The sequence below is a fragment of the Undibacterium sp. GW821-FHT07F11 genome, from assembly GCF_059418665.1.
The window spans coordinates 324072-347499 of the sequence record NZ_JBWKQH010000002.1 but is presented as its reverse complement, the minus strand read 5'-3'; the positions used below and the strand labels follow the sequence as shown (position 1 = coordinate 347499).

The 23428-nt window shown below is 49.9% G+C and carries 17 protein-coding genes and 1 tRNA gene; 15 read left to right on the top strand and 3 right to left on the bottom strand.

Annotation, left to right across the window (positions count from 1 at the left end):
- Positions 1-142 precede the first annotated feature (142 nt).
- Positions 143-1345, top strand: coding sequence for an ammonium transporter (locus AC07OI_RS05310; RefSeq protein ID WP_495256506.1), 1203 nt, complete (start codon positions 143-145; stop codon positions 1343-1345).
- Positions 1346-1422: 77 nt separating this feature from the next.
- Here the strand turns inward: AC07OI_RS05310 and AC07OI_RS05305 are convergent, their stop codons facing one another.
- On the bottom strand, positions 1423-1992 hold the full coding sequence (locus tag AC07OI_RS05305) for an NUDIX hydrolase (RefSeq protein WP_492702818.1): 570 nt from the start codon (positions 1990-1992) through the stop codon (positions 1423-1425).
- A gap of 128 nt (positions 1993-2120) precedes the next feature.
- On the opposite strand from AC07OI_RS05305, the gene AC07OI_RS05300 reads away from it, so the two are divergent.
- From AC07OI_RS05300 to AC07OI_RS05285, 4 genes are all read left to right on the top strand, one after another.
- Positions 2121-2197: transfer RNA gene (locus AC07OI_RS05300), tRNA-Met, on the top strand.
- A gap of 313 nt (positions 2198-2510) precedes the next feature.
- A complete protein-coding gene (locus AC07OI_RS05295) occupies positions 2511-3656 on the top strand; it encodes a sensor histidine kinase (RefSeq protein ID WP_495256505.1) in 1146 nt (381 codons plus the stop codon).
- Between the two features lie 115 nt (positions 3657-3771).
- On the top strand, positions 3772-5082 hold the full coding sequence (locus tag AC07OI_RS05290; protein WP_495256504.1) for a diguanylate cyclase domain-containing protein: 1311 nt from the start codon (positions 3772-3774) through the stop codon (positions 5080-5082).
- Positions 5083-5258: 176 nt separating this feature from the next.
- Entirely contained in the window at positions 5259-5984 is a 726-nt protein-coding gene (locus AC07OI_RS05285) for a substrate-binding periplasmic protein (protein WP_492702821.1), read from the top strand.
- A gap of 63 nt (positions 5985-6047) precedes the next feature.
- On the opposite strand, the gene AC07OI_RS05280 is transcribed toward AC07OI_RS05285, so the two are convergent.
- On the bottom strand, positions 6048-6992 hold the full coding sequence (locus AC07OI_RS05280; RefSeq protein WP_492702822.1) for a CHAD domain-containing protein: 945 nt from the start codon (positions 6990-6992) through the stop codon (positions 6048-6050).
- 455 nt (positions 6993-7447) lie between these two features.
- Entirely contained in the window at positions 7448-8980 is a 1533-nt protein-coding gene (locus AC07OI_RS05275; protein ID WP_495256503.1) for an ATP-binding protein, read from the bottom strand.
- A gap of 208 nt (positions 8981-9188) precedes the next feature.
- Between AC07OI_RS05275 and AC07OI_RS05270 the strand changes: the two genes are divergently transcribed.
- From AC07OI_RS05270 to AC07OI_RS05225, 10 genes are all read left to right on the top strand, one after another.
- Positions 9189-9578: a VOC family protein gene (locus AC07OI_RS05270; protein WP_495256502.1), complete on the top strand. Its 390-nt coding sequence runs from the start codon at positions 9189-9191 to the stop codon at positions 9576-9578.
- 553 nt (positions 9579-10131) lie between these two features.
- Positions 10132-11388: an SMC-Scp complex subunit ScpB gene (scpB, locus tag AC07OI_RS05265; protein WP_495256501.1), complete on the top strand. Its 1257-nt coding sequence runs from the start codon at positions 10132-10134 to the stop codon at positions 11386-11388.
- A complete protein-coding gene (locus tag AC07OI_RS05260; RefSeq protein WP_495256759.1) occupies positions 11378-13342 on the top strand; it encodes a pseudouridine synthase in 1965 nt (654 codons plus the stop codon). The genes scpB and AC07OI_RS05260 overlap by 11 nt, the downstream gene beginning before the upstream one ends.
- A 298-nt stretch (positions 13343-13640) precedes the next feature.
- Positions 13641-14126, top strand: coding sequence for a ribosome maturation factor RimP (rimP, locus tag AC07OI_RS05255; protein WP_492702827.1), 486 nt, complete (start codon positions 13641-13643; stop codon positions 14124-14126).
- On the top strand, positions 14123-15682 hold the full coding sequence (gene nusA / locus AC07OI_RS05250) for a transcription termination factor NusA (RefSeq protein ID WP_110253861.1): 1560 nt from the start codon (positions 14123-14125) through the stop codon (positions 15680-15682). The genes rimP and nusA overlap by 4 nt, the downstream gene beginning before the upstream one ends.
- A 47-nt stretch (positions 15683-15729) precedes the next feature.
- A complete protein-coding gene (gene infB, locus AC07OI_RS05245) occupies positions 15730-18639 on the top strand; it encodes a translation initiation factor IF-2 (protein ID WP_495256500.1) in 2910 nt (969 codons plus the stop codon).
- 57 nt (positions 18640-18696) lie between these two features.
- Positions 18697-19086 carry a 30S ribosome-binding factor RbfA gene (gene rbfA, locus AC07OI_RS05240; RefSeq protein WP_492702829.1) on the top strand — a complete coding sequence of 130 codons (390 nt, stop codon included), beginning with the start codon at positions 18697-18699 and terminating at the stop codon, positions 19084-19086.
- Positions 19087-19132: 46 nt separating this feature from the next.
- The gene (gene truB, locus AC07OI_RS05235) at positions 19133-20065 is read left to right on the top strand and encodes a tRNA pseudouridine(55) synthase TruB (protein WP_495256499.1); all 933 of its coding nucleotides are present in this window, start codon (positions 19133-19135) and stop codon (positions 20063-20065) included.
- Positions 20066-20546: 481 nt separating this feature from the next.
- Positions 20547-22379 carry a translational GTPase TypA gene (typA, locus tag AC07OI_RS05230; protein WP_492702831.1) on the top strand — a complete coding sequence of 611 codons (1833 nt, stop codon included), beginning with the start codon at positions 20547-20549 and terminating at the stop codon, positions 22377-22379.
- A gap of 121 nt (positions 22380-22500) precedes the next feature.
- The gene (locus AC07OI_RS05225) at positions 22501-23370 is read left to right on the top strand and encodes a DMT family transporter (protein WP_495256498.1); all 870 of its coding nucleotides are present in this window, start codon (positions 22501-22503) and stop codon (positions 23368-23370) included.
- Positions 23371-23428 lie beyond the last annotated feature (58 nt).

Below are 23428 nucleotides of genomic sequence, written 5' to 3'. Positions count from 1 at the left end.
CATCAAACTTGCTTATCAAATAATCAGTTTCTAAAAATCGCATTAAATCAATCACTTATCAATTTGCACTAAATTGGAATGTATTTTGCTTTATCAATGCACCTTTGATACAAATTTGCACTCATATTGGGAGATATTTTGCATGAATGCACAAAATAGCAGCACTGACGCTTTATTTATCTTGCTTGGCGCAATCATGATACTAGCAATGCATGCTGGCTTTGCGTTTTTAGAATTAGGCACCGTGCGCAAGAAAAACCAGGTCAATGCCCTCGTCAAGATACTGGTTGATTTTGCCGTATCCACCATCGCCTACTTTTTTGTCGGTTATACCATTGCTTATGGTGTGCAGTTCTACTCCGGTGCCGAGGTGCTGGTTGCCAAAAACGGCTTTGAAATGGTCAAGTTCTTTTTCTTGTTGACCTTTGCCGCTGCCATTCCCGCCATTATCTCAGGCGGGATTGCCGAGCGGGCAAAATTTCATCCGCAACTGATTGCCACAGCCTTGCTGGTCGGCGTCTTGTACCCTTTCTTTGAAGGCATAGCCTGGAACCAGCGTTTTGGGATACAGGCATGGCTGAAAGTGATGTTCTCTGAAGAGTTTCATGATTTTGCCGGTTCCGTCGTCGTGCATGCTTTTGGCGGCTGGGTAGCCTTGCCCGCCGTATTGCTGCTGGGCGCACGCCGTGGCCGCTATATGAAGAATGGTGCAATTGCAGCCCACCCGCCATCGAGTATCCCTTTCCTGGCGTTGGGTGCCTGGATACTCACAGTGGGCTGGTTTGGCTTCAATGTCATGAGCGCGCAAACTCTGGACAAAATGAATGGCCTGGTTGCCATGAACTCGCTGATGGCCATGGTTGGCGGCACGCTGGTAGCCTTTATCCTCGGCAAGAATGACCCAGGCTTTGTCTACAACGGCCCCCTGGCTGGCCTGGTGGCAGTTTGTGCCGGTTCTGACCTCATGCATCCGCTGGGCGCACTGGTCACTGGTGGGATAGCTGGCGCCATCTTTGTCTGGATGTTCACCTGGACACAAAACAAATGGAAGGTCGATGATGTACTGGGCGTCTGGCCCCTGCATGGTCTGTGCGGTGCCTGGGGTGGTATAGCTGCTGGTGTCTTTGGATTAAAGTCTTTGGGTGGCCTCGGTGGCGTCAGCTTCATGTCGCAATTGCTGGGCACCATTATGGGCGTTGCAATTGCCTTTGTCGGCGGCTACATCATCTACGCCAGCCTGAAAAAACTCATAGGCATACGCCTTGATCCTGAAGAAGAATTTGAAGGTGCAGATTTGGCTATACACAAAATCTCATCGACTGCCGAACGCGAAACCAGTTGGTGATGACGCAAATAATGACGAAAAAAATGGGCGATAAAAAACGTCGCCCATTTTTTGATGCAAGCCCGGCCAGTTTCGTTTCAATCATGCAGCATGGGTTTGAAAATATCATGCTCATGCATCTGGAAGCGCCCGCCATCCTTGACCTTTGCAAGGTCTTTAAAGAAGAACTTCAGTGTATGGCCTATGGTGGGGAATGCGATATCATCCCAGGGGATTTGCTCTTCAGTGAATAATGCTACTTCCAGGCTCTCAACACCCGCCGCGTAATTCAAATCCAGCAAGGTAGCGCGGTAAAACAAATGCACCTGATGTACATGCGGCACGTTCAAAATAGAGAACAGCTCATGCAACTTGATATTGGCACCAGCTTCTTCTTCAGTCTCACGTTGCGCTGCCTGCGCCGTGGTCTCATAATTTTCCATGAAACCTGCAGGCAAGGTCCAGAAACCCAGGCGCGGTTCTATTGCACGTTTGCACAATAAGATCTTGGTGACACCATCTTCTTCCCATACAGGAATAGAGCCCACCACCATCTTCGGGTTTTGATAATGGATAATGCCACATGCCGGGCAAACAAAACGCTCGCGAGTATCATCAACAGGGATTTGCAAGACCACCGGGGACGCGCATTCAGAACAGAATTTCATGGGCAAAAAGAGTCAAAATTGGCGAATCTGCAAAGTGTAACACCTGTCCGCAAAAGTGCGGCAAAAGTCCTGATCCTATAAAAGAATTGCGCGAAGCAGCAAAATCATGTATAGTTTCATTCTTCAGACGCGGGGTGGAGCAGTCTGGCAGCTCGTCGGGCTCATAACCCGAAGGTCGTAGGTTCAAATCCTGCCCCCGCAACCAAGTATTCAAGCCCTTGATCAGAAATGATCAAGGGCTTTTTGCTTTGCACGGCCAGAAGTCATTTTTGCGGGGAATCGTCATCGGGACATTTTTTCTCAATGCTAGCTGGCTGCGACTACCATGCATGCGAATGCGCAAAGCTATCGAACCTAAGTGGACTGAATCATATATAAGTGCGACAGCGCACAGACGCGGTAGGGGGCATGGCCTATTGTAAGAAAATGCGCCGGGCTGTCTTGGCGTAAAACCCCACGCTGGCAACGTTGCCGCAAATCGCCAATTGACAGGCATGGGATACCCAACGAGGCTTTCCATGATGCATGATTTTTTAATCGTCAACCGGGCCGAGTTAGAGCGACGATGTCGCGACAAAGTGTCCGCTCGTCCGCACAGGTCACCGCCAAACAAGCAACAACTGGAACAAGGCATCCCCTTGTTTCTCGATCAACTCATACGCACACTGCAAGCTGAAAATCAGGGTGCTATGGCTGAGGCCCTGGCCGTTTCAGGCCCATCGTCTGGTGATCCGGGTCGCCATGCCGAATTGGGTGTATCCACCGCAATTCACGGCGCTGATCTTTTGACGTTGGGCTACTCTATCAATGAGGTTGTCCATAATTATGGCGACCTTTGCCAGGCAGTGTCAGACCTGTCGATTGATCTTAACCAAAAATTTGAGATCAGTGAGTTCCGTACTCTCAATCGTTGTCTGGATAATGGAATCGCTGACGCTGTCACAGCGTTTAGTGAGCAACGTGACTTTGTGATTGCTGATGAACAAGCTTTGGAAACGAATGAGCGACTGGGTTTTTTTGCCCATGAGTTGCGCAACCATTTGAACACAGCAATGCTCGCACTAACGGCGATTAAGTCGGGTAATGTCGGTTTAAGCGGTTCTACAGGGGTTGTGCTGGACCGTAGCCTGGTAGGGCTTCAGCGTCTGATTGATCGTTCGCTCGCAGAAGTTCGTGTCGGACCTGGCATGACTCTGCACCGCTCCGTCTTCAGTCTGGCAAATTTTATCGGCGAGGTAAAATATTCTGCCTCTCTCGAAGCTGAAATGCTCAATTGCAGCTTACATATTGAACAAACTCCTTCAATACTGATGATCGATGCAGACAAGGACCTGCTCTTTTCAGCATTGGGAAATCTCCTGCAGAATGCCTTCAAATTTAGCGGTAAAGATGGCGTCGTTACGCTCAGCGTTGATGCAGGCGCTGAGCGAATACGCATCAATGTCAAGGACAGTGGGCCAGGCCTGAGTGCTGAAGCTGCGCGGGACATGTTCCTGCCGTTCACTCAAAGCGGCAGCAACAAGAGCGGCCTGGGTCTAGGGCTTTCCATTGCGAGACGTAGTGTTGAAGCGAATGGTGGTTTGCTGACAGTACAAAGCAAACTTGGAGAGGGCTGCATGTTCACCATTGATTTGCCTCGCCGATCGGTTCAGTCTAGTGAGTGAGTAACTTGAAGGCAAGTTGGTTATACAGGTGAATGGCAAGGTCGATACAAAAATTAGTTCACTTCGCATGTCCTTCTTAAAGTAACTTAATTTCCTGGTTAGAAAAGCAGGCACTATGATATATCGAATTCTTATCCTCACGAGTAATTCTGACGACGCAAAGATTTTGGAGGATGCACTTAGGCATTCAAAGGATGGCCCATTTCTTACTGAATGCCTTTGCAGACTTGATGCTGGCTTGTCACGATTGCAAAAAGGTGACATCGACTTGATTTTGTTGGACTTAACACTCGCTGACAGCAAGGGAGTTGACACATTCAAGGCATTGTTTGCCGACTTCTCCGGGGCGCCAATAATGACCCTGAGTGCCGAGGAGGAAGAGGCCGCGGCTATTGAAGCCGTACAACTAGGTTCACAAGGATACCTTTCCAAGGGTTATTTCCTCAGCAGTCTGGTTCCGCAATCATTGCGAAATATTATTCTGCGCAAGAATGTCGAAAAACAGCTTAACGAAGAGCGGGCGCGTGCTGAAATTGTATTGAATTCAATTGGCGACGCGATAGTATGTACCAATATTGATGGAGAAATTGATTACCTGAACACCGCTGCCGAAGCACTTACTGGGTGGTCAAAAGCCGACGCGACCGGACAACAGGTAGAAAAAATTTTTAAAACAATTAACGGTATAACCAGGCAAGTTGAAGACAACACGGTAGAACTTGTTTTGAAAAGAAACGAAATAGTAGAGCTGCCCGCAAATACGCTCTTAATCCGAAAAGACGGTAGTGAAGTTCGCATCGAAGATTCTGCTTCGCCAATTCATGACTGCGATGGCAAACTTGCTGGAGCAGTCATTGTGTTTCATGATGTCAGCGCAGCTCAAGCGGTGAGCGTCAAATTGGCTCATATGGCACAGCATGATGCACTTACTAATTTACCTAACCGCACGCTGTTAAACGACCGCATCGCGCAAGCAATTCATTTAGCCAAGAGGAATGGTACACGACTGGCGTTACTGTTTCTGGATCTCGACAATTTCAAACATACCAACGATTCACTTGGACATGCCAGCGGCGACGTATTGCTGCAATCTGTGGCCCAACGTCTGTCTGATTGCGTAAGAGGTTCTGACACGGCAAGCCGGTATGGCGGCGACGAATTTGTTATTCTTCTGGTGGGTGGTAAATATGCAGAAGACGCAGCGCTTATTGCAAAAAAAATACAGGTATCGCTCCTTCATCCTTTTCAGCATGATCACAAAGACTTATACGCACAAGCGAGCATTGGTATAAGTCTTTATCCAGGCGATGGTCATGATGCACAAACGCTGATTAAAAATGCAGACACCGCCATGTACTGTGCGAAAACTGCAGGCAGGAATAATTACGAATTCTTCCGCAGCGATATGAAGACACATTCAATATAGGGATTTTACTAAAATCTGATCAATATGCAACTTTGCACTGATAGCTTCGGGAAATGAGTATATTTTCTTGGTGGCATCTCAGAGATGACTGATGAAACTGTATGCCTTTAATCAAAATTTAACCGATGCTATTCAAGGAATGAAAAATTCTCTGGAATAATAGGAGCGTACCTACTATGCGGCGACGAACTCTATTGCAATTTGCGTCCTTGTCAGGGATTGTGTCGTTTAATGTCTTGGCGCAAGAAAACAAGTCTTTGCAAATTTCCACTCTCATCGAAAAAGATCCCGCTACACTCATTGCTGAAAAGATTATTGACACCGCCTACCGTAGATTGGGTTGGCATTTGAATATCCACTATTTACCCGGCGAACGTTCCTTGCGCAGTGCGAACAATGGTGAAATGGATGGTGAGCTGTACCGTAAACTGGGGATGGAAAGGGACTATCCTAATCTCCTCATCGTGCCAGTACCATTGCTTACCTATGAAATTGTCATTTTCACCAATGGCACCCATTTTGCAGTTAACGGCTGGGATAGTCTGCGCCCCTATACAATAGGTTTTGTCCGGGGTATCAAAATTATCGAGCAAAATACTGTTGGGATGAAGCTCGAAGGAGCGCCAACGGTGCGTCAGGCATTTCAAAAAATGCTGCTGGGCCGCTCAGACATCGTAGTGGCAAATCGTATTTCGGGTCTTGCAGCCTTGAGTGAAATGAAACAAGCCGACGTCACGATACTAATGCCTCCATTGGTCACCTTTCCAGTATTTCACTACCTCAACAAGAAGCATGAAAATCTTGTGCCAGGCTTGACGTCTGTTCTCCAAAAAATGCAAAAAGACAAAACCATAGAAAACATCCAGAATACAGTCATGGCGGAATTGCAGCGGAGTGAATGAATCAATTACATCTGAAGTTCTGGAGATTCAGGGACTTTTATCAGCGAGACCGGGAAGATGCATTTATTTAAGGTTTGGTAAATGGATGTCCTTAAATTGTTTCCAGAGTGATCGCAGCTCCTGCTGGTCCAGTTGGCTTTGGGAAAGCAGGTAGCCCCGGGCAAAGCTGCAGCCCGATATATAACTATCCTTCTGCTGAGCCACAGTTCTCAGTAATCTGCCTGCAACTGCGCCATCATTGATGTTACCTAGAATATCCTGCAGTGCGCTTAAAGCGCTTATATATGCATGCATACCTTTTTTACCAAAAAAATTCTCGAAAAACTCGCATGAATAGCGGACTTTCTTAATTGCGATTCTAAATTTATGGTTTGCCTGTGGGTTCGTGTCAGCTTTTGCTTTAAATAGTTCTTTGCCTCGCTTGATTAGATTTTTTTGTTGATGGAATAAAATTTTTTGGGCGAATAATGGTAGCTTCGCCGTAGATTTTTTATGCTTAGGGCACTTGTCTGTTTCAGGTATCTGAGGCTTTTTTAGCCACGCAGATAATTCAGACATCAAGCGTGCTGAGTGACGGCTTTTCATTGACGTATAAATTTCTTTTTGTTTTTTGCTCGCTATAGTCATTGCTGCCTGTTGTAAGCTGGGTAGCTTTACTTCTTCTGGAGCCATGGCTTCGATTGCCACCAAAGTAGAGCCAGAAAATACCTGCCAGTCACGCGCTGCACCTAATTTTTCCGATACGTAATCCAACTCTGCTTGCAGTTTTGCAGGGAGTAGAAATGAATTATGAAAGAGTTTTAATGCCGAATGTAGGCGACGTAGACCTATATGCATTTGGCGAACACAATCAGGATCTGCGCCAGTCCTGATGGCAGATTGATTGCCTTGAATTTGCTCAAGACAATTTGCGAGTATCTCATGAGCAGCTTGCTCAAGTTTCATATTGCGACGCAATTTCACCTTAAGTGACTTCACTGCAACTGCTTGCTTTTGTTGTGAGGGCATCTTTCTCCTCTCAGCCTCTGTATTCGACATTCTTACACGGAATGAATACTCAATATTGGACAAATAATGAGACAGCTAATCTCAATCGCAAATAGCATGATTATTTATAGTCCAGCAATCAGAAATGCACTAATCAATACTTTGATCTATAGCCATGTGTTTGTTTGGAAAACGCTTATATGCAGTAGGCACTAATATAGTAAATCTGGTTGGCTGGCTTAAGCACAGTGCACTTATTCCATAACCGTGGTCTGTCTGGCAGCGAACGTATAGGCAAATGAGCTTGATTTGATACAAGAGACAATCAAGTAAGGCATGTTCATCGATTTTCTTGCGAAAAATTCGGTAACCGTTTCGTGGACTGCATTCAATGAGTGGAATGCGATGGATAAGGTATGAGGATGTTCTTTTGGTAAAGAGGCCGGTAAGTCAATGAAATATCTGTGCCTGCGCTCTCAGCCAAGAACCTCACTTTGCAAGCCCGACGGCAAAACAACCCTGAATGTAGTCCCGCTGCCCACTATGCTTTCCACCTCTATCTTCCCATTCAAAACCCCGCACACAATATTGTGCACGATATACAGACCCAGGCCGGAGCTGCCAGCACCTAGTTTGCTGGTGAAAAATGGGTCGAAGATGCGTTGTAGATTGTGGGGTGGTATGCCTATGCCATCGTCTGTGATGCTGATTTCTGCGCCGCTGTCCGCCTTGTAGTGGGCGGTGATGTGGATGCTACCTCTGTCCTTGCCTTCGAATGCATGCGCGAGGCAGTTGCTGAGCAGGCTTTGCAGGGCCTGGCCTAGCAGGGCGGGCAGGCTGTTTATTTGCATGTTGTCGGCAATGTCGCACGTCAGTTGTATGGATTGCTGCCTCATTGGTGTGCTGAATGTCTGGCTGATTTCTGTGATGAGTTCTGCGACTGAAAATTCTTGCCTGTCAGCGGTGGTGTGGTCAACCGCGATTTGTTTGAAGCTGCTGACCAGGTCGGCAGCACGCTGGAGATTGCGTTGCAGGATGAGGCTGGCTTCGCTGGCGTCGGCCATGTATTTTTCCAGGGTGCTACGTTTCAGGCCCTGGGCGCAGGTGGTGGAAAATTCGTTGGTGCGTTCTGCCAGGGTGCTGGCGACTATCAGGCCATTTCCTATGGAGGTGTTGAGTTCATGGGCGATGCCCGCCACTAAAGAGCCCAGGGCGGCCAGCTTGTCGCGTCTGAGTAATTCTGCCTGGGTCAGGCTGAGGGTATTCAGAGTGCAGGCGAGCTCGGCATTGGTTTTGCTGAGTTCAAGATTAGTGATTTCTGCGCGGTTTTTGGCGACCACCAGTTCTGCCGTACGTGCTGCGACCAGCTCTTCAAGGTGGTCGCGATGTCTGGCAAGTTCACGCTCTTTGCGGTTGCGTTCTATGGCGATGCCGGCCAGATGAGTGGCAACGTCAATGAGTTTCAAATCATCCGGCCCCGGGCTGCGCACTTCGCGGTAATACATGGCAAAGGTGCCGAGCAACATGTCTTTGTTAAGGAATATGGGGGTAGACCAGCAAGCCCTGAATCCATGCGGGGCGACGAAGGCCTTGTATGGCTCCCATAGTGGATCGCTCATGATGTCGCTGACAACGACCATTTCTTTGCGGTACATGGCTGTGCCACATGAGCCGACGGTGGGGCCAATTTCAAAACCGTCCAGGGCTTGCATGTATTCTGCTGGCAGGCTGGGGCCAGCACCATTGCGTATATGCATGCCATCGTCATCGAGCAGCAGCACAGAACAATACACGCCTTGCGACTGTGATTCTATCAATAGCATCAGGTGGGACAAAATGTCTTTTAATGCCGCACCTTTGGCGATCATTTCCAGCGACTGGTTTTGTCCCTTGCGCAGGGTTTCTGCCAGTTGCGTTTTGTCGCCATCATTGCTGTTGATGATGGCAGCCGATGTGCCCTCAAAAGGATTTTTGAGTGTTTGCATGCATGCTGCCATAGTCTGGTTCATACATCCATTCCTGGTCAGGTGGTTTGGTGCGCTACGCTTTACTCTAAGCCGATTGTGTACTTATTGCAAGTTTATGGGGCCGGTTTTGTCATCGATTTTGCCAGATTGAAATAGGATAATTTCCCTTGCGAGGCACATTTAGTTAAAAATGAGTAAAATGAAAACTATTGTTGCAAAGTTGGTATTTAGCTTAGCAAGGAGAGCTGCCATGAGTATTGAGCTGGATCACACGATAGTCCCTTCGCATGACAAGCTGGCTTCGGCAAAGCAACTGGCTGATTTGCTGGGCGTGCCCTGGGCACCAACGGCTTTGGGGCCATTTGCGCCGGTGTTTGTGAATGAGAGTTTGACGCTGGATTTTATCCAGGCAGATGAAGATTTCCCGGTCTATCACTTTTGCTTTCGGGTCAGCCCGCAGAGCTTTGATGAAATACTGGGGCGCATCAAGGCTGCTGGCATTCCTTATCGCAGTTCTGTGCGCGGTTCTATGGATATGCAAATTAATACCGATTATGGCGGGAACATGATTTACTGGAATGAGCCTGATGGGCACCAGTGGGAAATGCTGACGGTGAGTTATGCGCGGCAGACAGATTAAGGTTTGATTGTGAGTTTAAAACTTATCCAATGTTGTTGATTAAATTGCAATTCAATCTTTGTTTAATCTAGTTGGAGAGAAGCTTGCCCAGATTTTCCCGTGCAAACTTCCCAAATGCGTGGTAATCTCGCGCACTTGCAGTCGTATGCAGGATGTTGTTGGAAGGCTTGTGGTTGGCTTTCCGGGTTTGGTGCAGATTTTGTGGTGCGCGCAGCTAATGCGTGATATTCACCCCGTTGCAGACAGAATTATTGAGAACAGCCACGTTACAGCGTGGCTTTTTTATTGGTTGTTGACGATATTTTTTGATCGTCTGCTAATTTCTGGACTACAATCCAGTGTCTACTAATTTTAGGGATTGTGCGCTGCTAAGTTCTTTGCGCGCTCCATGCAGTCCCAGCCGCCCGCATGAAGGGCGTTGCTACCAGGTTGGTGGCAACAAATTTAATACAAAACTGGTGTGAGTAATGGCAAAGATGGTAACTGGCGTATCAGTTGCCTTGCTGCATGACATCAATTAAAAAACAAATAAACCCGTGTACTTTAATATTGCATGAATACTGCTGAGGCAAAGCGAGTCCTCGAAACAGCCTTGTTATGCGCGCCTGAGCCGCTGACAGTCAATACCATGAAAAAGCTGTTCCAGGATGCGGATGATCAAGGTGATGTGGTCGGCGCAGATACCATCAAACTGATGCTGGAAGGCTTGCGCCAGGACTGGTCTGACAAGGGCATAGAGCTGGTAGCTTTGTCGACAGGCTGGCGCTTTCAGAGCAAGCCAGAAATGCGCGCCTATATCGACAGGTTGAACCCGGAAAAACCACCAAAGTATTCAAGAGCGACGCTGGAAACCCTGGCGATTATTGCTTATCGCCAACCAGTAACACGCGGCGACATAGAAGAAATTCGTGGTGTGACCGTAGCATCGCAGATGATCAAGACCCTGGAAGACCGTGGCTGGATAGAATCCATAGGCCATCGGGATGTGCCGGGTCGACCGTCATTGTTTGCTACGACGAAGCAATTTCTGGATGACCTTGGTTTGTCTTCGCTTGACCAGTTGCCACCTTTGCAGCAAGTGAAGCGGGATGCTGAAGAAGATGAGGTTCCTGAATTGGCTGCTCTTGGTGGTGGTATGTTTGCCGCTGTTGAGGCGGATGCGTTGGTAGCAGGGCCTGTAGCTGATGGCGAATCTGTGCCTGAGCAAATTGCGGATGTTGAGTTGCCTGGAGTGGATGCTGATCAGACTGAGTTGGTGGCATTGGCGGATTCATCCGAGGAGCTTGCGCAAGAGTCAGTGGATACTGGCGAGATGCTTGCAGGTGCTGAATCAGAGTCATTAGCGCAAGAAATTCAAGAAGAGCAAGATTCACAAGATGCGCAGGAGCAACAGCAGGCCGAGACCGTACAAGGTACGAAAATTGCATCTGAGCAAGAATCGCAAGAGACTGCTAGCTTTAGCGTAGATCCAGATGTCGTGACTGTTGATGTTGTGGCAGACAGTGTGCCAGATCAATTATCTGAGATTGATGAGGTGACAGATCTTGTTGCTGAAGAATTACCTGAGGCTGCAAGCGAAGCAAAAACTGAAGAAGCATCAGAAGAAATAGTAAAAGAAATTACCGAAGATATAAGCGAAGAAGTAATTGAAGAAATAAGTGCAGAAATAAGTGAGGTTGGGGGAGATTCTCAACCTGTCACGCAATTGAGTGATCAGGTAGCCGATACTGCGGCACCGGATAGTGTACCGGGCGCTGCAGCGAGTCAGTTGCCTCCAATAGAACTGAAGAATGAATCCAATGAATCCTGAAGATGTGAATGCTGACCAAGCTGATGGTGGTACGGGCGCAAATAATAATGGCCCTGCTGGTGGTGATGACGCAAAACCGGCAAAGCGCGCTGCGCGTGCCCCGCGTACTGGCGTAAGCCGATCCAAGCCTAAGCAAGAGAATGCAGAGCAATCAGCAGGGGCTGCAGAAGCAGTAGTGGTAACAGCCGCAGTGACAGCATCAGCCGTTGAAGCGGCAGAAGCATCAGTAAAAAAAGCACGTGCCCCGCGTGCGCCGCGCGCCCCTAAAGAACCTGGAGCGGCGCCGCGCGCCAGCCGTAGCAAGGCCAAGGCTGCAGAGGTTATCGAAAATCCAGTAGTTGTTGTGCCTGAAGCGCCTGTAGTTGCCGAGCCAGTCGTGCGTACAGAGCAAGCAGCCGAGCGCAGCGAACGCCCATCCCGTACAGAACGTGCGCCAAGGGCAGATCGCGCCGAGCGAACAGTGCGTGGTGAAAAAGCAGAGGGCGGTGAGAAAACTGAACGTCCAGTCCGCGCTGATCGTGGTGAGCGTAGCGACCGCGCCGAGCGTCCGGATCGTAGTGAACGTGGCGAGCGCACCGAGCGCGGTGACCGTAATGAGCGTGGTCCGCGTCAAAACGCTGGTCATGCTGGCGCCAATAAGTCCAAGCGTCCACAGCAGCAAACTCGCGGCGGCCGTCCGGGTGCTGGCAATAATGCCGATGACGTGTTTTCTTTTGTTACTTCCGAGGCATTTGACTCGGGTGCTGCTGATGATGCCAAAGGCAAGGGCCGTGGCAAACCAGTGCGCCGTGATCTGACTGCAGATGATGATGCGCCTAAATTGCATAAAGTATTGGCTGAAGCTGGCCTGGGTTCACGTCGCGACATGGAAGAGCTGATCGTCGCTGGTCGTGTCTCTGTGAACGGTGAGCCAGCCCATATTGGGCAAAGAATTTTGCCGACTGATCAGGTGCGTATCAATGGCAAGCCCATTATGCGCAAAGTCAGTAAAAAACCACCGCGTGTACTGATTTATCACAAGCCTGCTGGCGAAATCGTCAGTACTAACGATCCTGAAGGCCGTGCATCCGTGTTCGAGAGCTTGCCAACCATGAAAGTCGGCAAGTGGCTGGCAGTTGGTCGTCTGGACTACAACACCGAGGGTTTGTTGCTGTTTACCACATCCGGGGATCTGGCAAACCGCTTGATGCACCCGCGTTACGGTATTGAGCGTGAATACGCTGTGCGTACCCTGGGTGAACTGGAAGAAGGTATGCGTCAGCGTCTGCTGGCGGGTGTTGAGCTGGAAGATGGTTTGGCGCAATTCTCCAAAATTACTGATGGCGGTGGTGAGGGTGTTAATAAATGGTACCGCGTCATCATTGGCGAAGGCCGTAACCGTGAAGTGCGTCGTATGTTTGAGGCGGTCGGTTTGACAGTGTCACGCCTGATACGTACCCGTTATGGTGCCATGACTCTGCCTGCCAACCTCAAGCGTGGCCGCTGGGAAGAGCTGGAAGAAGATGCAGTCCGCGCCTTGTTGAAACTGAGTGGGCTGGAAAAAGCCGGCGGTGATAAGCCGACTGCGCCAACCAAGGGTGGCAAGCCATTTGGTAATAAGGCCCCAGGTTTTGGTACCGGCCCGTTTAGCCAGAAGCAAGTTGGTTTCCCTATGTCCAGTGGTCGTGGTGAGCGTGCTGAATATGGTGCGGGTCGTGGCGGCAATGCCAACGGCAATAACGCATATGGCAACAAGGCTGGTGGTAATGCTGGCAATGGACGTAATGGCCCGGGTAATGGCGCTGGTAACAATGCCAACAACGCTAACGGTAAAAAACGTAGCCGTCAGCCAGATCCCTTGCAAACGGCATTGGGTTTCCCTGATGCTGGACAGCGTCGCGGCCCTACATCCCGTGGCAGTGGTCAGGCCATAGGCCAGGGAATTGCAGCGCGCAGGCGCTCACGTGGCGCATAATGTTTTTTGCTTGTTTTAAGCGTTTTGCAGTAGCGGGACGTGTTGAAATTACCTCGTTTTCCATTGCGACGAGGTAATTTATCGTTTATAATCTTGTAGTTAGCAGATTTTGCCTTTATTTGAATTTAAAATCGAGGCGCTACAAAAAAAGATGGGCAGTTGCCCATTTTTTTTTGGTTTTAGCGATTGATATCGTGTTGAGTGAGTTGCGGCGCAACGCTCAATAGCCCGAATCGCCAGGCCTGTAGCGGGTTTTGCCCGGTTTGCAAATCGTCAGTGTGTTTTTCGGAGAATAAGTTTGGCTTTGTTGGATTTGATAGAAAAGACCGTCAACGGTACCGGATATGATCTGGTAGATTTTGAGCAGGCCGAACGCGGCTTGTTCAGGGTCTATATTGATTTTTTGCCGGAAGATCTGGAGCGCGGCAATATCACAGTGGAAGACTGCGAAAAAGTCAGCCACCAGTTATCGCATGTGCTGACAGTAGAAAACGTCAATTACAGCCGCCTGGAGACTTCTTCTCCTGGCCTCGACAGGCCACTCAAAAAAATCGCTGACTATGTGCGCTTTGCTGGTGAGAAAGCCAATGTGAAATTACGTATGCCCATGCCGGGCACGCCAAATCGCAAAACTTTCGAAGGTGTCTTGCACGAACCTGAAGGTGAAAATCTGAAGCTGGAATTTGAAGTAAAAGATGGGTCGGCCATGCTGGAGTTTACGCTCGCCGATGTGGATAAGGCACGCCTCGTGCCGCAAGTGGATTTTAGGAGTCGCAAAGCATGAGTCGTGATTTGTTGTTATTGGTGGATGTGCTGGCGCGTGAAAAGAACGTCGATGAAGAGGTTGTTTTCGGATCGCTGGAGCATGCTTTGGCGCAAGCGACAAAAAAACGTTTTCCCGGTGAAGTCGATATTCGCGTAGAAATCGACCGTGATACTGGTGAATTCAGGTCTTTCCGCCGCTGGCACGTGGTGCCGGATGAGGCAGGCCTGCAATTGCCAGATCAGGAAATCCTGCATTTTGAAGCAGTGGAAGATGATCCTGAAATTCAGGTTGATGATTACATCGAAGAAGAAATTGAATCGGTCGATTTTGGCCGTCGTTTTGCGCAAGATACCAAGCAAGTCGTCTTGCAACGTATCCGTGATGCAGAACGTGAGCAGATCCTGGCTGACTTCCTGGAGCGTGGTGATTCCCTGGTAACGGGTACCATCAAGCGCATGGAGCGTGGCGAAGCCGTGGTTGAGTCCGGCAAGATTGAAGCGCGTTTGCCACGTGATCAGATGATCCCCAAAGAAAATCTGCGTGTTGGTGACCGTGTGCGTGCTTATATCTTGCGTATCGATCGCAATGCACGTGGCCCGCAAGTTATTTTGTCGCGTACAGCGCCAGAATTCATCATGAAACTGTTTGAACTGGAAGTCCCAGAAATCGAACAAGGTTCTTTGGTGATCAAGTCTGCCGCACGTGACCCTGGTGTGCGTGCAAAAATTGCTGTGTACACCGCTGACAAACGTATTGATCCTATCGGCACTTGCGTCGGTATGCGTGGTTCACGCGTACAGGCTGTGACTGGCGAGCTGGGTGGTGAGCGTGTTGATATCGTGCTGTGGTCAGAAGATCCGGCGCAATTCGTTATCGGCGCACTGGCACCAGCCAATGTTTCATCCATCATGGTGGATGAAGAAAAACACGGCATGGACGTGGTAGTGGATGAGGAAAACCTGGCAATTGCTATCGGCCGCAGCGGACAAAACGTTCGCCTGGCAGCTGAATTGACAGGCTGGCAAATCAATATCATGACTGCTGAAGAGTCTGCGAATAAAGCCGAGCAAGAAACTGCCGGTATCCGCAGCCTGTTCATGGAAAAACTCGACGTTGACCAGGAAGTCGCTGACATTCTGGTGGACGAAGGTTTTTCCAGTCTGGAAGAAATCGCTTACGTACCTATCAGCGAAATGCTGGAAATCGAAGCCTTCGATGAAGATACCGTCAATGAGTTGCGTAACCGCGCTCGTGACGCTTTGTTGACAGAAGCAATTGCTTCTGAAGAGGGCCTCGAAGGTATGGAAGATGAATTAGTCAATCTCGAAGGTATGACCCGCGTGACGGCAGGTAAGCTGGGTTTGGCTGGTATCAAGACCCTGGCGGCTTTCGCTGGATTGGCTTATGACGAATTTGGCGCGATTCTGGCATTGTCTGCCGACCGCACACGTCAATTAATTAAAGATGCATTTGAAGATGTGACCGATGATGAGATGAAACTCATCGACGCTAAATATGATGATCAGGCCAAGGCTTTGTTAGCCAAAGCCTGGAAACTCGTAGAAGCTAAGTAATTCACGGGTTTCAATCTCATAACGCGCACATAGAAAAAGAGGACTGAATGGCGAGTAACAATGTAGCCCAATTTGCCACCGAGCTAACGATGTCAGCAGATTTGCTGCTCACGCAATTGCGTGCAGCGGGCGTCAGTAAGAGCTCGACGTCAGATTCGCTGACAAAGGAAGACAAAGATAAGCTCCTGGAGCATCTGCGTCGTTCCCACGGCGTTTCTGCGGACACCGAAAAGAAGAAAATTACCTTGACTCGTAAGGAAACGACCGAGATCAAGCAAGCCGATGCGACTGGGAAGTCTCGTACCATTCAGGTTGAAGTTCGTAAAAAACGTACCTTCGTTAAACGTGATGATGCTCCAGCGGATGAAGCGCAGGCTCCTGCACCGGTACTGGATGCAGCAGAACAGGCTCGCCTTGATGAAGAAGCGCGCCACGAAGCAGAGCTGATTGCACGCCAGGAAGCTGAGTTGCTTGAAAAACAAGAGCGTCTGGCCAAGCTGGAAGCTGAAAAAGAAGCCCAGGCGCAAGCCATGCGTGAAGCTGAGTTGGCAGAAGCTGCTAAAGCAGAGGCTGAAAAAGCCAGGGCGGAGCAAGCCGCTGCTGCTGCCAAAGCGCTCAATGCCAGCGCTAATACCAAGCCTGCTGATGCCAAACCTGCAGAGGTAAAACCTGTGCCGGCTGCTCAAACTGCTCAAGCTGCCGCTGACGAAGACAAAAAACGTATCGAAGCAGAAGATGCGAAGAAAAAAGCGGTAGCCGACGCTAAAGAAGCGACTGAGCGTGCTGCTGCTACTGAAAAAGCCAGAAAAGCTGTGGCTGATGAAGTTGCGCAAATCAAAGAAATGATGAACGCGGCACGTCGCCCTGCCAAAGCACCAGAACCTGCTCCGGTAGCAGCGCCCAAGGTTGCTGAAGGTACTTTGCACAAGCCTGCTGATAAAAAAGTGGCTGAGAAAAAGCCTGGTGCTGCAGTAGAGAAAAAAGACGAGAAAAAACCAGCTGTTGGCGACAAGAAGGCAATCAAATCTGCCAATGTGTCCTCAACCTGGCAAGAAGACGCAGCCAAGAAACGTGGCGGCGGTCTGAAAACACGTGGTGATACCTCCGGTGGCCGTGATGGCTGGAAGGGCGGTCCTAAAGGTCGTCGCAATAGTCATCATGATGACCGCGAAAGCAACTTCCAGGTGCCGGTAGAGGCCATCGTTAAAGATGTGTTTGTGCCTGAAACCCTGACCGTTGCTGAGCTGGCGCACAAGATGGCAGTCAAGGCATCCGAAGTCATCAAGCATTTGATGAAACTGGGCCAGATGTGCACGATCAATCAGGTACTTGATCAGGAAACAGCAATGATCCTGGTTGAAGAGATGGGTCATAAAGCCTTTGCTGCAAAACTGGATGATCCTGAAGCGATGCTGACGGACACCACAGAGCACGGTGAATATGAGTCCTTCCCGCGTGCACCTGTGGTTACTGTCATGGGTCACGTTGATCATGGTAAAACATCCCTGCTGGATTACATCCGTCGCGCCAAAGTCGCGTCTGGTGAAGCCGGTGGCATTACACAGCATATCGGTGCTTATCACGTAGAAACACCACGTGGCATGATCACCTTCCTTGATACACCAGGCCATGAAGCGTTTACTGCGATGCGTGCCCGTGGTGCCAAGGCGACGGATATTGTTATTCTGGTGGTGGCAGCAGATGACGGCGTCATGCCGCAAACCAAGGAAGCGATTGCCCATGCGAAAGCAGCTGGCGTGCCTCTGGTGGTTGCTATCAATAAAATTGATAAGCCGGGTGCCAATGCAGACCGCGTGACACAAGAGTTGATCGCTGAAAGCGTTGTGCCTGAAGAATACGGTGGTGATTCGCCATTCGTGCAAGTATCTGCGAAAACTGGTCTGGGTATTGATTCCCTGCTGGAAAACGTGCTGTTGCAAGCTGAAGTGCTGGAATTGAAAGCGCCGAAAGATGCACCTGCCAAGGGCCTGGTAGTTGAGGCGCGTCTGGATAAAGGTCGCGGTACTGTTGCCACTATCCTGGTGCAGTCCGGTACTTTGAAACGTGGTGACGTGGTTCTGGCTGGTTCAGCCTATGGACGTGTCCGTGCGATGCTGGATGAAAATGGCGCGAATATCTCCGAAGCTGGCCCGTCCATCCCGGTAGAGATTCAAGGTCTGACAGAAGTGCCGTCTGCTGGTGAAGAAGTCATGGTCATGGCTGATGAGCGCAAAGCGCGTGAAATCGCCTTGTTCCGTCAGGGTAAATTCCGTGACGTCAAGCTGGCGAAACAGCAAGCTGCCAAGCTCGAAAACATGTTCGAAAACATGGGCGAAGGCGAAGTCAAGAACTTGCCTATCATCGTCAAGACCGACGTACAAGGTTCGCAAGAAGCGCTGGTGCAATCCCTGGTCAAATTGTCGACCAGCGAAGTGCGTGTACAGGTTGTGCATGCAGCAGTTGGCGGTATTTCAGAATCCGACGTCAACTTGGCGGTCGCGTCCAAGGCGGTCATCATCGGCTTTAACACCCGTGCTGATGCGTCTGCCCGTAAATTGGCAGAGTCTAACGGCGTTGACATCCGCTACTACAACATCATTTACGATGCGGTAGATGAAGTTAAAGCAGCTTTGTCCGGCATGTTGGCTCCAGAGAAGCGCGAACAGATCATTGGTATGGTCGAGATTCGTCAAGTCTTCGTGGTCAGCAAAGTTGGCGCGATTGCAGGCTGCCTGGTTACTGATGGCATGGTCAAGCGTACATCTTCTGTCCGTTTGCTGCGCAACAACGTGGTTACCTGGACAGGCGAGCTGGATTCGCTCAAGCGTTACAAAGACGATGCAAAAGAAGTCAAGGCCGGTCTGGAATGCGGTCTTTCACTGAAAGGCTACAACGAGATTCAGGTTGGCGATCAGCTTGAAATATTTGAAGTACAAGAGATAGCACGTACTCTGTAACTCAAGATAACCCCGGACTAGTTCCGGGGTTGTGGTTTATGGAGATGTAAGAAAATTATGGCAAAACATAGCAAAAATATCCCAGGTCGTGGCCTGCGTGTAGCAGACCAGATTCAAAAAGACCTGGCAGAAATCATCTGGTCTGAATTGAAAGACCCGCGTGTAGGCATGATCACGCTGACTGAAGTACAGTTGACCCCTGATTATGCCCATGCAAAAGTGTATTTCACTACACTTGTGGACGATCCTGTGGCCGTCAAAAATACTGTTGAAGCCCTGGTCAAGGCATCCGGCTTCCTGCGCAATCAACTGGGTTTGCGTCTGCGCATCCATACCTTGCCGCAACTGCATTTCGTGCATGACACATCTACCATCCGTGGCATGGCCATGTCGAAACTGATCGATGAAGCCAATGCCACCCGCGCCAAAGACGACGGCGAAGAGTAAATTCTGAACGATACATTGTGCGGCCTGGTGACAGGCTGCTGACAACATGACGACTCCGCAGATTAAAAGAAAGCGCGTGCCTGTGCACGGTGTATTGCTATTGGATAAGCCAGTTGGTTTTTCCAGTAATGATGCGCTGATCAAAGCCAAGCGCTTTTTAAATGCCGCCAAAGCCGGACATACTGGCACGCTTGATCCATTTGCCACTGGCCTATTGCCTCTGTGCTTTGGTGAAGCCACCAAGTTTTCCCAGGATTTGCTCGAAGCTGACAAGACCTATACTACGGTAGTGCACCTTGGCATCACGACCACAACTGGTGACACTGAAGGTGAAGTGCTGGAAGAAAAGCCGGTAGCAGTCAGCCTGGAGCAAATTCAGCATGCTTTACGGCAATTCACTGGCTCCATACAGCAAGTGCCGCCCATGTATTCAGCGCTCAAGCGAGATGGCAAGCCCCTGTATGAATACGCACGTGCCGGTATCACACTGGAACGCGAAGCGCGCAGTGTCATCATTCATGAGCTGGAACTGCTGGCTTATGAAGCGCCTTTCCTGAACTTGAAGGTGAAATGTAGCAAGGGCACCTATGTGCGTGTGCTGGGTGAAGACATAGGTGCGGCATTGGGCTGTGGTGCGCATTTGAAGGAATTGCGACGTATTTGTGTCGGCCATCTGGTGTTGGAGAAATCCATTACCCTGGAGTATCTTGAAAGCTTGCCAGAGCCAGAACGCCTGGCGTTGCTGGACCCGGTTGATGCCTTATTGTCCAGCTTTGCCCCGGTTTACCTGACCGATGAGCTGTCCCGCCGCTTCCTGCATGGGCAGCGTCTGCCATTAAATAAAGAAGAAGTCGTTTTACCTATTGAAACTGGCCGCGTTCGCGTCTATCGTGAATCGGACGGGCAGTTGCTGGGTTCTGCCCAGTTACAGGAATACGGCATACTCGCGCCCGAGCGCCTGATTGCCACTGAACACTAGGGTGTGTTGATATATCTTTTAGACAAAGCGTTCCCCTCATATCGCGGGCTGGCAATGTGGTGGAGCAGGGATTGCGGGCGGCATGCTGCCCGCCTGCGCAACGATGTGCGCCTACCAGCGCACATGCGCCCTGCATGGGCGGTGCAGTCAGGGCTGGTGTCCCTGACAAGACGCAGAATCTTGCAAACCCTGCAGTCCAGCGTGCGATATGGGGAGAATCCGGAGGGAATGGGTCAGAAACCTCGCCTGGCGTTGTTGTGCGTCGCTCACTTGGCTCGCCAGGCAGCGCTCCGTACGCCTAGCCAGACAAGGTTTCTCACCCATTCGTTTGACTAAAAGATATGTCAGCACACCCTGATTGTGTCATCGCGCGGTAGCAACTCCTTGAAATAATAGGAGTTTTTCTACTTTTGCGCTGCAGCATGTTATAATCGCAGGTTATCCGATTTACCTCATAGATTTACCCAATAAGAACGCTATCATGTCTACTTCAAAACGCGCTATTCGTAACATCGCCATTATCGCTCACGTCGATCACGGCAAAACCACTCTGGTTGACCAGTTATTGCGTCAGTCCGGTACTTTCCGCGACAACCAGCAGGTTGATGCCCGTGTTATGGATTCGAATGATATCGAAAAAGAGCGCGGTATCACTATTTTGTCCAAGAACTGTGCTGTTGAATACAAAGGTACACACATCAACATCGTCGATACGCCAGGCCATGCTGACTTTGGTGGTGAAGTAGAACGTGTTTTGTCCATGGTGGACAGCGTTTTGTTGCTGGTTGATGCGCAAGAAGGCCCAATGCCGCAAACGCGTTTCGTTACGCGTAAAGCGCTGGCTCTGGGTTTGAAACCTATCGTTGTCGTCAACAAGATTGACCGTGAAAACGCTGATCCACAAAAAGCCGTTAATGCGACTTTTGAATTGTTCGACAAACTCGGCGCAACCGATGAGCAACTCGATTTCCCTATCGTCTACGCATCCGGCTTCAAAGGCTATGCAGGTCTAGAAGACTCCGTGCGCGAAGGTAATATGGAGCCATTGTTTGACGCTATCCTGGAACACGTTCCTGCGCGTGAAGATGATCCAGATGGTCCTCTGCAATTGCAAATCACTTCCCTGGAATACTCTTCTTACGTTGGTAAAATCGGCGTTGGCCGTATCCTGCGTGGCCGCGTCAAGGCATTGCAAGACGTAGTCTGGATGAATGGTCCAGAAGACAAGCCAACCAAGGCACGTATCAATCAAGTATTGACATTCAAAGGCCTGGACCGCGTTCTGGTTGATGAAGCATTGGCAGGTGACATCGTCCTGATCAACGGTATCGAAGAAATCGGTATCGGCTCCACCATCTGCGCACCGGACACGCCTGAAGGCTTGCCGATGTTGAAGATTGATGAACCAACTCTGACCATGAACTTCATGGTTAACAGTTCTCCATTGGCTGGCCGTGAAGGCAAGTTCGTGACGACACGCCAAATCCGTGACCGTCTGGAACGTGAATTGAAATCCAACATGGCTTTGCGCGTTGTGCAGGCTGAAGGTGATGATTCTACGTATGAAGTTTCTGGTCGTGGTGAGTTGCATCTGACCATCCTGATCGAAAACATGCGTCGTGAAGGTTTTGAGCTGGCAGTATCCCGTCCGCGCGTTGTTTTCAAAATGGTTGGTGACGTACGTCATGAGCCATATGAAAACCTGACAGTCGATGTCGAAGAAGCCAACCAAGGTGGCGTCATGGAAGAGCTGGGTCGTCGTCGTGGCGATCTGCAAAACATGGAACCGGACGGCAAAGGTCGTGTCCGTCTGGAATACCGTATTCCAGCACGTGGCCTGATCGGCTTCCAGGGTGAATTCATGACTTTGACACGCGGTACAGGCTTGATGAGCCATGTGTTTGATGAATACGCACCAGTCGACAACTCCAAAGGTGAACTCGGTGGCCGTCGTAACGGCGTACTGATTTCCCAGGATGATGGTGCAGCAGTTGCCTACGCTATCTGGAAATTGCAAGACCGTGGCCGTATGTTCGTCAGCCACAATGACCCAGTATATGAAGGCATGATCATTGGTATCCATTCCCGTGACAATGACCTGGTTGTGAACCCGATCAAGGGTAAGCAATTGACCAACGTTCGCTCTTCCGGTACGGATGAAGCGGTGCGTCTGGTTCCACCTATCCAGTTGAACCTGGAATACGCGGTTGAGTTTATTGACGATGATGAACTGGTAGAAGTGACACCTAAGAGCATTCGTCTGCGCAAGCGTTTCCTGAAAGAGCACGAACGTAAAAAGGCATCACGCGAATAAGCTGATTTCCTTTGACTGGTGCGGCTGGTAATTTTGCCGCACGAAGATCAACCCGTTTTGCTCTAGCCAGTCTGGCCAGGGTCAAACGGGTTTTTTTATTTGGATCCATATGCAAAATAAAATGTCTCACCGTAAAGCGGTGATGCTGATGATTTGCGCTGCTACTTTGTGGAGTATTGCCGGTGTATTTACCCGTCACCTCGAAGTTGCGCGTGATTTTGAAGTTACTTTCTGGCGCAGCTTTTTTGCTGCAGTCTTTATTGCTGGCGTCATGGTGCGGCAATACAAGTGGGCCTTCATCCCGCGCCTTAAATTGCTTGGTAAGATAGGCTTTCTGTCTGGTTGCATGTGGGCCACCATGTATAGCTGCTTCATGATTGCACTGACCATGACGACAGTCGCCAACACTTCCATCATGGAAAGCCTGTCGCCTTTGTTCACGGCATTGCTGGCCTGGCTGGTCTTGCACCAGCGCATACCAGCACGTACCTGGTGGGCGATTGCAGCAGCCTGCGTAGGCATGGGCTGGATGTTTGTCGGCAGCATTTCTGAAGTGGATGAGCGCGGCTTGATTGGTATGCTCATCGCCTTTGGCATACCCTTGGCGGCTTCGGCCAACGTCATCATTCTCAAAAAGGGCAGCCATGCGGTTGATTTGGTGCCTGCGGTGTTTTTGGGAGGTACTATTTCTGCGCTGATGATGCTGCCATTTGCCTGGCCTTTTCATGCCTCGCTGCATGATATTGGCATACTGGCGATACTCGGTTTCTTTCAATTGGGTTTGCCCTGCATGCTCATGGTCAGGGCCTCGAATAGCCTGACTGCTCCGGAGATTGCCTTGCTGTCTCTGCTTGAAGTTTTGCTGGCGCCGATCTGGGCCTGGCTAGGGGCAGGCGAGGTGCCAGCTACTGCCAGTATCTATGGTGGCATAGTCGTACTGGTTGCGCTGGTGTTTAATGAGTTGACTGCCATGCGCAGCAATGATGCCTGACTATGCATGGTTGATGTACATCAAATAATGGGCAGGTAAATTTTACCTGACTGTTAGC

What these genes read in the sequence shown, in the direction of transcription:
- AC07OI_RS05310 (WP_495256506.1), top strand. Translation starts at nt 143, where the DNA reads ATGAATGCACAAAATAGCAGCACTGACGCTTTATTTATCTTGCTTGGC.
- AC07OI_RS05305 (WP_492702818.1), bottom strand. Translation starts at nt 1,992, where the DNA reads ATGAAATTCTGTTCTGAATGCGCGTCCCCGGTGGTCTTGCAAATCCCT.
- AC07OI_RS05295 (WP_495256505.1), top strand. Translation starts at nt 2,511, where the DNA reads ATGATGCATGATTTTTTAATCGTCAACCGGGCCGAGTTAGAGCGACGA.
- AC07OI_RS05290 (WP_495256504.1), top strand. Translation starts at nt 3,772, where the DNA reads ATGATATATCGAATTCTTATCCTCACGAGTAATTCTGACGACGCAAAG.
- AC07OI_RS05285 (WP_492702821.1), top strand. Translation starts at nt 5,259, where the DNA reads ATGCGGCGACGAACTCTATTGCAATTTGCGTCCTTGTCAGGGATTGTG.
- AC07OI_RS05280 (WP_492702822.1), bottom strand. Translation starts at nt 6,992, where the DNA reads ATGCCCTCACAACAAAAGCAAGCAGTTGCAGTGAAGTCACTTAAGGTG.
- AC07OI_RS05275 (WP_495256503.1), bottom strand. Translation starts at nt 8,980, where the DNA reads ATGAACCAGACTATGGCAGCATGCATGCAAACACTCAAAAATCCTTTT.
- AC07OI_RS05270 (WP_495256502.1), top strand. Translation starts at nt 9,189, where the DNA reads ATGAGTATTGAGCTGGATCACACGATAGTCCCTTCGCATGACAAGCTG.
- scpB (WP_495256501.1), top strand. Translation starts at nt 10,132, where the DNA reads ATGAATACTGCTGAGGCAAAGCGAGTCCTCGAAACAGCCTTGTTATGC.
- AC07OI_RS05260 (WP_495256759.1), top strand. Translation starts at nt 11,378, where the DNA reads ATGAATCCTGAAGATGTGAATGCTGACCAAGCTGATGGTGGTACGGGC.
- nusA (WP_110253861.1), top strand. Translation starts at nt 14,123, where the DNA reads ATGAGTCGTGATTTGTTGTTATTGGTGGATGTGCTGGCGCGTGAAAAG.
- infB (WP_495256500.1), top strand. Translation starts at nt 15,730, where the DNA reads ATGGCGAGTAACAATGTAGCCCAATTTGCCACCGAGCTAACGATGTCA.
- rbfA (WP_492702829.1), top strand. Translation starts at nt 18,697, where the DNA reads ATGGCAAAACATAGCAAAAATATCCCAGGTCGTGGCCTGCGTGTAGCA.
- truB (WP_495256499.1), top strand. Translation starts at nt 19,133, where the DNA reads ATGACGACTCCGCAGATTAAAAGAAAGCGCGTGCCTGTGCACGGTGTA.
- typA (WP_492702831.1), top strand. Translation starts at nt 20,547, where the DNA reads ATGTCTACTTCAAAACGCGCTATTCGTAACATCGCCATTATCGCTCAC.
- AC07OI_RS05225 (WP_495256498.1), top strand. Translation starts at nt 22,501, where the DNA reads ATGTCTCACCGTAAAGCGGTGATGCTGATGATTTGCGCTGCTACTTTG.